Origin of the sequence: Neobacillus drentensis (assembly GCF_036966985.1) — a bacterium.
GTDB lineage: Bacteria > Bacillota > Bacilli > Bacillales > Cytobacillaceae > Neobacillus > Neobacillus drentensis_E.
The window spans coordinates 1-9712 of record NZ_JBALSN010000515.1; the positions used below are offsets into that span (position 1 = coordinate 1).

A 9712-nucleotide genomic window follows, 5' to 3' on the forward strand; every position below is an offset into this window, starting at 1 on the left:
AATAAGAAAAAGGCTACCATTTTTGGCAGCCATTTCTTACGGAGTCGAGTAGAAGGGAGCCTTTCTACCTTACGGTAAATTGTACTCCTCCCCCCTCACAGAACCGTGCTTGCGCTATTAACGTACACGGCTCCTCCTAGTCATCATTTACAAAATATAGCTAATTTCTTTTCTTAAGTCGTATATACTTTCTGCTGTGCTTAAGGCATCAGCCCTCTCGATTTTCTAACATTCTGGAGCTCAATCCCTTCAACCATTTGGCTTTCGGCCCGCCACCTAACGGTCTACGCTTAAAGACTAAAGTTACCTTTAGCCCTCCAAGACTCGCTACGAGTGAATGGCTAGTTCTTACTCGACGGGAATCCCACACGCTATATGATACGACCTATGCTTAGCCGCACAAGCACCCGTTTGTTTCAGAACAAAGCTTCACAAGCTTTGAATTCAATCTTCGTTTTTATTGTATTACTAAATTAGCATCCCCAAAAAAGTGAGGCTGAAATAAACAGTAACTTTTCTTTTCGATTTTAATCTTCAATCTTAAACCAAGGACCTGAAGCTTGAATGAAATTCCAAAGTTTTTCTGGAAGCTCAAGCTCGCTTACTTTTGAAGTCTTAATTGCTGTCTGAATTTCAGCTTCTTTTCCATTCTGAACCTTTTCTACCCAGTCTGGATTCATGATTAATGTATGACCAACTGCAGCTAGGGATAGACCCTTATCTAATGCAGATTCAACATCATCAGCAGTTACCATAGAACCCGCAGCCATTACAGGAACTCTGTCGTTAACATGTTCAACAATTAATTCAAGCCGTGTTTTTCCATCTTCAATGCCTCGTGGTTTTGAAGATACATCATCAAGCGAAACATGGATGTAATCCAAACCCTGTTCAACCAGACGATCAATTAATTCATAAGCATCTTCCATCCCATAACCGCCATGTTCTTCAGGTGATATTCTGTACCCTAAAATAAACGGCTTTGTTGCGTGATTCTTAATCACATTTTTCATTTCCTGAATGACTGCCAATGGGAAACGCAAGCGTTTTTCTAGAGATCCACCCCATTCATCGTCACGTCTATTGAAGAAAGGAGAGAAGAAGTTTTGAAGTAAAAATCCGTGTGCACCATGAATTTCAACACCATCAAAACCAGCTTCAATAGCTCGTCTGGTAGTTTCTCCAAAAGCATGAATCACTTCTATTATTTCATCATGTGAAAGTTCTCTAGGTAATACTGAAGGAGCAAATGCAGTAGCTTCAGTTTCTACAGCACTGGAACTAACCACCTCACCATTTGGCGTTAAAGATGGCAGTGCTTTGTTGCCTGCATGAAAAATTTGAAGCAACACAGGAGCTCCTCCACTTTTCGCCGCATCCGCCAATTTCCGTAGACTTGGAATAAATTTATCTTCATAAGCTGCGAATTCATGCGTAAAACCTATACCGTTTTGTTGAACATGAGTACATCCTGTGATAACAAGTCCTACTCCATTGACTCTTTTTTTATAATATTTTACTTCTTCATCTGAAACGGTGTAATCATCATTACTGCTCCAAGTTGTCATTGGTGCCATAACGACTCTATTTTTTATGGTGATACCATTTTTAAATGTAAATGATTTAAACAAGTTGCTATATTTTGTGTTCATTTATTAACCTCTTTCTTGTTCTAGTTAGTTTTGCACTATTTTGTAAAGGTGTATCACTGGTGCAAGAATAGGTTAATCCTTAGAGAGCACTCTAAGGCAAGTTTTTTTTATTTTTTTCGATAAAAAAACGTTTTCGAAAGCTGTATGTACGTGGTTTATCAAAAAGACGCAAATGAAAAAAACAACTGGCTGCTTAATTTTTAGAGAAACAGTCTCCTAATTCATTTTCATAAAAATTAATTTTATTATCCAGATGCTCTAAACTTTGACGAAGCTTCTCAAATTCTTCTACTACTTTTTTTCGATGATTTTTGAGTAAAGCTATCCGTTCTTCCATTGTTTCATCTCCAATCTGCCCCCACATCGCAAATTGCTTCATGTCTTTTAGAGACATCCCCGTATTTTTTAGGTGGAGCAAAGATTCTATCCATAATTTATTTTCATCCGAGTAGATTCTGACATTGTTATTGTCTCTGTTTACTTTTATTAACCCTTCCTTTTCATAAAACCTCAATGTATGTTCACTTAACCCAACTATTTTAGAAAATTCTCCAATAGAATATGTCAATATAACCGCCTCCATAAATCTGATATGTCTATGTCTTCTTTCATTTTTAATTTGTACACAAATATAGAGTAATACTTAGAGTTTACTCTAAGTCCAGAATTATTGATTCTTTTGCCCGTTTTAGCAGCCAGTTCTTGAGGTATAGCACCCGTTAATTTAAGTACAGTTCTTCACATACTTTGTTTAAGTTAAAAAGGGTACCTCTTCAAATCCTTTGTCCACACAATATTACCACTCGATTCTTTTACCATCTCTGAAGAATCCCCCGTTAGGTCCTTCAGGTCCAACAGTCGCTAACCAAAGAATTGACTCAGCTGCTTGCTTAGGAGTTCTTGGAGCAGATGGTCCACCCATATCTGAGCTCACCCATCCCGGATCGACTGAATTTATTTTGATATCACCATTGATTTCTGCTGCTAACAATCGTGTTAATCCATTTAGGGCAAATTTAGACAATTTATAAGCTCCTACTCCTGGATATGACATTTCGCTCATGGCTCCATATTCAGAGGAAACATTAATAATCCTCCCATAGCTTTGTTTTTCCATAAGGGGAATAAAGGAACAGATGACATGGTAAGCGCCGAAGAAATTGGTTGCCATTGTTTTCTCCAGAATGGAAGGGTCCGTTGCCACTAACCTTTTATTCTCTTCCAGATACACGCCAGCATTATTTATCAATACGTCTAACCTTCCATAACGCTTATTTACTGTAGTTGCAACTTGATGGATACTTTCTTGATTGGCAACATCCATTTCTACACACGAAACATCCAGACCTAACTCCTTAAGATTTTGCACAGCTTCATAACCCATTTCTGGATCACGGCTTGCCAAAATAACCTTAAAACCTTTCAAAGCCAATTGTTTAACCAGCTCATATCCAATACCTCGATTCCCGCCAGTGACAAGTGCAACTTTTATATCTTTTGACATTTTAAATCCTCCATTTCTCGTACTCAGATTGAGTGGCATTTAAAAATCCTAATAGGGATACACCTTAGGTGGAGAGTTGTTTTGTAGGACTATACATATAATTTCTTAGTAAAATAGTTACCAAACTTAGTATCAATGATAGGAATCCCACCAATACGACGAATCGTGTACCCATATCCGATATAATTAATCCGCCTACAGCTGCACCAAATGTAGTTCCTAAGTTAGCGGATGTTAAAAATAATCCATTAGCGAAATCAGGAGCTTCAGGAGCTGCAGACATAATCCAATACTGAGTGATATTACCCCCAATACCAGCCAATATTCCCCAAATTAAAGTAATGACCGCCATAGGTACGGTAAACTGTCCTGTGAAAAATAATAGGATATAAACTGCACCCAATACAAAAGGATAAGATACGACAGATTTCTTCGCATTATTGGTTAGTAATTTCCCTGCTACTACGTTTCCAATAATAGTGGCTCCACCGTACATGAATAACATTAAACTAATAGAATTCGCAGACATATTCGTAACACTTTTCAGATACTCAGCTAGATAACTATAAACTCCAAATACGGCAGAATTTAATAAAATGACAGTCAGAATGGAAAGCCAAGTAATTGATTTTTTTAATACCGATATTTGAGCTCCGTAAGAAAGTCTTTCCTCCACCGGCATAGATTGTACAAATAGTAAAGTAGCAATGAATGCTATAGCATTTACAATAGCAAAGAATACCATCGCCATTTGTAAAGAAACTGCACTAGCAATAAAGCTTGAGACTGGTACACCGATTACCATACCGGCAGATACTCCAATAAATACTTTAGAAACAACTTTTGGAGCTTCTTCTCTACTTACTGAGGCAGCTGCTACTGAAAATGCCAAAGAACAATAAATTGGATGAAAAAAGGCTGGGATTATCCGAGAAATTAATAGAATGGTAAAGTTGGATGTAAATATCGATACGATGTTCCCCAAAACAAAAACAGCTAGTACAAGTAACATGACCTTCTTCCGATTTATGCCTGAAAACAATAAGGGCATCGTTGGACCAGATAGTGCAACAACAATGGCAAAAAGACTCACCAGCCATCCTGCTTTTGATATACTGACATGAAAGTGTTCAGCAATGGTAGGTAGTATCCCAATAACACCCATTTTAGTATTTAAGATGCCGAAAACTCCGATAGTTAATATAAAAATCAACACATTATCTCGTTTAGTCAACAAACACAACTCCTAACTTCAATAAAATGCCCCCAAAAAGATTGAGGACATTTTTATTAACACTTCTTCCCGAAGAATTCAAAGTTAACCTCATATGAAAGCTTATGCATCTTCGTAAGCTAGGGATATCGAAAGGTCCCGATAGGCATTGATCTGGTTTTGAAGTTCTGCAACTTTCTGCTCTGCACCAGCAATCGCATCTGCACCAGCGGTCCAACGTAAAGGTGGTTCATCCCGATTTACGATGGTGATTAAAGCCTTAGCAAGTTTGGCAGGATCGCCTTCCTGTTTTCCGTTTTTTTCGTTCCAAAAAGCCTGATATTGCGCATTACGCTCGGCGTAGTCATCGATAGAAGCCTCAGCAAGGAATGTAGATTCTGGCTCCAAAAATTCAGTGCGGAAGAAACCTGGTTCTACAATAGTGGTTTTGATTCCATAAGGGGTGACATCTTGATGTAACGACTCCATAAAACCTTCAAGACCGAACTTCGAAGCACAGTAAGCCGCATTGTATTCAAATCCAACTAATCCCGCAAGAGAAGAGATTGAAATAATGTGTCCGGACCGATTCTTACGCATCAAAGGCAACACGGCGCGGGTGACGTTCATCGGACCATAGAGGTTGGTATTGATTTGTTGTTTAATCTGTAGTGGGGTCAACTCCTCGAAGAATCCACCATAAAAGCTGCCTGCGTTGTTCACCAACACATCAATACGCCCAAATCTTTCAACAGCAGACTTTACTGCAGCTTCAGCATCTGTTGGGTCTGTGACATCTAACCTCACAATTAACAGATTTTCGTCATCTCCAAGAACTTTGGCTATCCTTTCAGTATTACGACCGGTGGCGACGACCTGGTAACCTGCGGCAAGAGCAGCTTTTACGAACTCCACGCCCATTCCACGTCCAGCACCTATGATAAACCAAACTTTCTTATTTTCAGTCATATTCCTTACCTCCTAGTTTCATCCTCGATTTTATTTTTTTCCTTGGAAAGGATTCCTTTTTCGCTATATCTATTAAAGAGCTTGTTTCGTTGGACGAATCAAGATTTCGCTTACCGAAACAGTTTCAGGTGTGCTAATGGCATAAGCTACTGCTTCTGCCACGTCCTCTGACTTTATTCCGAAACCTTCTGTACGTGCACTTTTCCTCGCCATTTCTTGTGTTTCCGGATCATTTATAGTGTTATATAACTCAGTATCCACCGCTCCTGGAGAGATAATGGTGCTACGAATATTATTTTCCCGTTCTTCTTGACGCAGCCCTTCCATAATGGCACGAACAGCAAATTTTGTCCCAGAGTACACAGCTGAGCCAGTCCATACAACATGCCCAGCTACGGAGTCAGTCGCAATAATTTGACCCGATTGTTGTTTTTTCATGATCGGTAAAACCGCAGCAATCCCATTTAAGACACCTACGATATTGATGTCTAGCATTTGTCGCCATTCGTCAAAGCGTGTTTCTGAAAGTGGAGCAAGTGGCATCACTCCAGCATTATTGTAGAGTACATCGACACGACCATATTTCTCGATTGCCAAATCGATAACAGCTTGCACTTCCTCTTTATTTCTTACATCTGCAACAGCATATGAAATTTCAGCATTTGGTAATGATTCAACAAGAGCTTTCAAGCGATCTTCACGACGAGCCGCAATGACTAGCTTTGCTCCTTCTAGTGCCAGTTTCTTGGTTGTTGCTTCACCAATACCACTTGATGCACCCATAATGACAACAACTTTATTTTGAATAGTAGACATATTAAATGACACCCTTTCTTAATCTTGTTTCAACTAAAGAACTTCAACTTTCTTCGTTATTTATTTTAGCTTGCTTTACGTATAATTCCTATTACTTATATCTTATATCATGGTATGCTTGAAACGCATATCAGAAAGATTTATACTAAAACATTATAAAGGAGGAGTTACAAGTGGAATTAAGAGTTTTACGATATTTTCTTACTGTTGCAAGAGAAGGAAGCATGACTGCTGCTGCTGATTTTTTGCATGTGACACAACCAACCTTGTCAAGACAATTAAAAGACCTTGAACAAGAATTAGGGAAAAAACTATTTATTCGCAGTAGTCACAGTATCATTCTTACAGATGAAGGAATGCTTCTTCGAAAAAGGGCAGAAGAAATCGTTGATATGGTTGATAAATTAGAAACAGAGTTCAGTTCTATGGAAGAAACCATAAGTGGTGATGTTTACATAGGTGGTGGGGAAACAGAAGTCATGAGACACATTGCGCTGGTAGTAAAAGATTTGCGTTCAACTTACCCAAATATTCGATATCACCTTTACAGTGGAAATGAAGACGATGTGACGGAACGTCTTGATAAGGGACTTCTTGACTTTGGTATTTTAATTCAACCGGCTGATTTATCGAAATACAATTATATTGATATCCCTGGTAAAGATGTTTGGGGTGTTGTGATGAGAAAAGATAGTCCTCTTTCCTCGAAAAATACCATTCAAGTAGTGGATTTATTAAATGTTCCGGTGATTTGTTCACGACAGGCTATGAAACAGACGTTTTCTAAAAATGAATTTGCGGATTGGTTTGGTGATGATTTTGAAAAATTAAATGTCGTGACTACCTATAATCTTGCCTTTAATGCTGCCATTATGGTTGATGAGGGTATTGGTTATGCAATAACTCTTGATAAATTAGTAAATACGTCAAGCGACAGTAACCTTTGTTTTAGACCGCTAGAGCCAAGACTTGAATCTGGCTTAAATATTGTTTGGAAAAAGCATCAGGTTTTTTCTGCTGCTGCGTCTATGTTTTTAAAAGAAATTCAGGCGAAATTTAGAAATTCTTTTTCAGCTGTATAGGGGATACATTTAGTGCTTCTACCATGTACGCGTGGCAGTTCCTAAAGGTATTTGGGTATTAATGACAACGGATTGATTTTAAAATAAATAATAGAAAAAGCTGATTTTTCCTAATTTGGAAAATCAGCTTTTCTAACTTTGTGAAGGAATATACTTAAACTAACTGCCCCGTTTGTTTAATAAAAAAAGCAGCCCTTAATAAAGGAATGCACCCGTTAGTGAAAAGCAGCGAGTTATATACTTATTTTTCTTTTACTTAATAAAAAAGAAACCTGTCCCATTTTCTTGTGGAACAAACCCTTGTTGAGCTGAACTATTTTCCACCATATTTTGCTCTTCTACATATATTTGTGGTAACATTTTTCCTTCAGCCACATTACCTTCTCTACGTTTTTGCTCTTCTACGGATATAACTCTGTATGGGCTTCTGTTTTTATTTTTTTAAATGGAAAGGTACAGTAGTAACAATCACGTTTCTCCGATACAGCAAGAAAGACTTAATTAATAAGCTTGATTGATTATGGAGAATATTGTGCCAGCCTTTCTTAGTGATAAATTGTGGGATGACCACTGTTACTTGATAGTTAGATTCGCTCGCTTTATGTTCAACTGTATCAACAAACTTAGTTAGTGGCGTTATGATACTTCTGTAATGAGAGTGCAGCGTTACCAGTCTTACTTCAGGTTGCCACTTCTTCCACTTTTCTTCAAACGTATGCTCGTCATCTCTTTCAAAAGCCACATAAACGGCAATAATTTGATCTGGCTTAAGTGATTTGGCATAGTTTATTGAGTTTTCTACCACATGAGTAATGCCAGCCACTGGAACAATGAGTACATTCCCTTCAATCTGTAAAGCGGGCTCACATGTAGTAATCCTCAATTGATCCCCTACTGCATCATAATGTTTTTTTATTCGGTGAAAAATAAAAATAATAATCGGTAGAAAAACTAAAATTGACCAGACTTGATTGAATTTAGTTAAGAAGAACATTAATGTGACAATGAAACTAATTAATGCACCCGTTGTATTAATAATAAATTTCGGCAACCAGCCTTGAGGCTTTTCTCGAATCCATTTAACCATCATTCCTGTTTGAGACAATGTAAATGGAACAAACACTCCGACTGCGTAAAGTGGGATAAGATGCTCGGTTTCTGCATGAAAAGCAAGGATTAGGATAATCGAAGCTAGACCAAGTATGATGATACCGTTTGAATATCCTAATCGGTCACCTCTCATCAGAAACATCCTTGGAATAAACTTATCTTTAGCAAGATTAACCGCTAGCAATGGGAATGCAGAATATCCAGTGTTGGCAGCAAGGATTAATATTAAGGCTGTAGTTCCTTGGATAAAGAAATACATAAAATTCCGTCCAAAGACATCCTCTGCAATTTGTGAAACAACCGTTACCTCAGCTCTTGGAGCAGTTCCATAATAATAGGCTAAAGTTATGATTCCTGAAAACAAGATAGCAAGCAAAATCCCCATCATTATTAGCGTTTTAGCAGCATTGTTTGGTGCTGGATCTTTAAAGTTTGGTATGGCATTAGATATGGCTTCAACACCTGTTAATGCTGAACTTCCTGAAGCAAACGCCCTTAATAAAATTAATAAACTTATCCCCGCCACAGGTGTTCCTAAAGGAGTGTGAAATTCAGGAGCAACACTGCCTGTTAAAATGTTGTAAATACCCACACCGATTAAAATAAACAAGGCTAGAACAAATAAGTACACGGGGTAGGCTAATATGGAAGCGGACTCCGTTACTCCTCTTAAATTCAGAAGTGTAATAAAAATTACAAATACAATGGCAATTTCCACATTATAATTATGTAAGGTGGGAAAGGCAGAAGTTAAAGCATCAGTCCCAGCAGACACACTTACTGCAACCGTAAGAATATAGTCTACTAAAAGTGAGCCTCCAGCAATTAATCCTGGATTTACTCCTAAATTATTTTTCGATACAACATAAGCTCCTCCTCCATGTGGATAAGCAAATATGATTTGCCGATATGACAGTATGAGAGCTGTTAAAAGAATTAATACACCAACTGCGATAGGAATGGAGTACCAAAATGCTGCTGCTCCTATTGTTGCCAACACGATTAGTATTTGTTCAGGACCATATGCCACCGATGATAGTGCATCGGAGGAAAGTATAGCTAATGCTTTCGTTTTATTAATTTTTTGTTCCCCTAATTCATGTGATTTCAAAGGTCTTCCAATTAAAAATCTTTTTATAGATGAAAACATTCATTAGTCACCACCCAATTGTGTAATAAGTTATGTTATATATTGCCCTATAAAGCATTTTTTCCTCAAAGTTGCAAAAAAAAGTGCCTACAAGTCATAGTTAATAGACCTGTAGACACATCATTTTACTGGTATTACTAGCTCCACCTTCCTTCTCATATGACGCTTACGAGGTTAGCTGTCGGATTTGGACCTTTGAGTAGCCCTACCTTGAAA

General features: G+C 37.9%; 9 protein-coding genes. 1 reads left to right on the plus strand and 8 read right to left on the minus strand.

Going from position 1 to position 9712, the window contains the following annotated elements; all coding sequences use genetic code 11:
• Positions 1-527: 527 nt before the first annotated feature.
• The 6 genes from V7659_RS26925 to V7659_RS26950 all read right to left on the minus strand — a co-directional run bounded on the left by V7659_RS26925 (position 528) and on the right by V7659_RS26950 (position 6154).
• Complete coding sequence (locus V7659_RS26925; protein ID WP_335543149.1) at positions 528-1652, minus strand: NADH-dependent flavin oxidoreductase; 1125 nt, start codon at positions 1650-1652, stop codon at positions 528-530.
• A gap of 193 nt (positions 1653-1845) precedes the next feature.
• Positions 1846-2220 (minus strand): MerR family transcriptional regulator, encoded by a 375-nt coding sequence (locus tag V7659_RS26930; protein ID WP_335543150.1) that lies wholly within the window; start codon positions 2218-2220, stop codon positions 1846-1848.
• Between the two features lie 228 nt (positions 2221-2448).
• Complete coding sequence (locus tag V7659_RS26935) at positions 2449-3156, minus strand: SDR family oxidoreductase (protein ID WP_335543151.1); 708 nt, start codon at positions 3154-3156, stop codon at positions 2449-2451.
• 64 nt (positions 3157-3220) lie between these two features.
• The gene (locus V7659_RS26940; RefSeq protein WP_335543152.1) at positions 3221-4390 is read right to left on the minus strand and encodes an MFS transporter; all 1170 of its coding nucleotides are present in this window, start codon (positions 4388-4390) and stop codon (positions 3221-3223) included.
• Positions 4391-4492: 102 nt separating this feature from the next.
• Positions 4493-5338 (minus strand): SDR family NAD(P)-dependent oxidoreductase, encoded by an 846-nt coding sequence (locus tag V7659_RS26945; protein WP_335543153.1) that lies wholly within the window; start codon positions 5336-5338, stop codon positions 4493-4495.
• Positions 5339-5410: 72 nt separating this feature from the next.
• Positions 5411-6154: an SDR family oxidoreductase gene (locus V7659_RS26950; RefSeq protein ID WP_335543154.1), complete on the minus strand. Its 744-nt coding sequence runs from the start codon at positions 6152-6154 to the stop codon at positions 5411-5413.
• A 173-nt stretch (positions 6155-6327) separates the two neighbouring features.
• On the opposite strand from V7659_RS26950, the gene V7659_RS26955 reads away from it, so the two are divergent.
• A complete protein-coding gene (locus tag V7659_RS26955; RefSeq protein ID WP_335543155.1) occupies positions 6328-7236 on the plus strand; it encodes a LysR family transcriptional regulator in 909 nt (302 codons plus the stop codon).
• Positions 7237-7488: 252 nt separating this feature from the next.
• Here the strand turns inward: V7659_RS26955 and V7659_RS26960 are convergent, their stop codons facing one another.
• Positions 7489-7611: a hypothetical protein gene (locus V7659_RS26960; RefSeq protein WP_335543156.1), complete on the minus strand. Its 123-nt coding sequence runs from the start codon at positions 7609-7611 to the stop codon at positions 7489-7491.
• A 58-nt stretch (positions 7612-7669) separates the two neighbouring features.
• Positions 7670-9496: an APC family permease gene (locus V7659_RS26965; RefSeq protein ID WP_335543157.1), complete on the minus strand. Its 1827-nt coding sequence runs from the start codon at positions 9494-9496 to the stop codon at positions 7670-7672.
• Positions 9497-9712 lie beyond the last annotated feature (216 nt).

What these genes read in the sequence shown, in the direction of transcription:
- V7659_RS26965 (WP_335543157.1), bottom strand. Translation starts at nt 9,496, where the DNA reads ATGTTTTCATCTATAAAAAGATTTTTAATTGGAAGACCTTTGAAATCA.
- V7659_RS26950 (WP_335543154.1), bottom strand. Translation starts at nt 6,154, where the DNA reads ATGTCTACTATTCAAAATAAAGTTGTTGTCATTATGGGTGCATCAAGT.
- V7659_RS26945 (WP_335543153.1), bottom strand. Translation starts at nt 5,338, where the DNA reads ATGACTGAAAATAAGAAAGTTTGGTTTATCATAGGTGCTGGACGTGGA.
- V7659_RS26935 (WP_335543151.1), bottom strand. Translation starts at nt 3,156, where the DNA reads ATGTCAAAAGATATAAAAGTTGCACTTGTCACTGGCGGGAATCGAGGT.
- V7659_RS26925 (WP_335543149.1), bottom strand. Translation starts at nt 1,652, where the DNA reads ATGAACACAAAATATAGCAACTTGTTTAAATCATTTACATTTAAAAAT.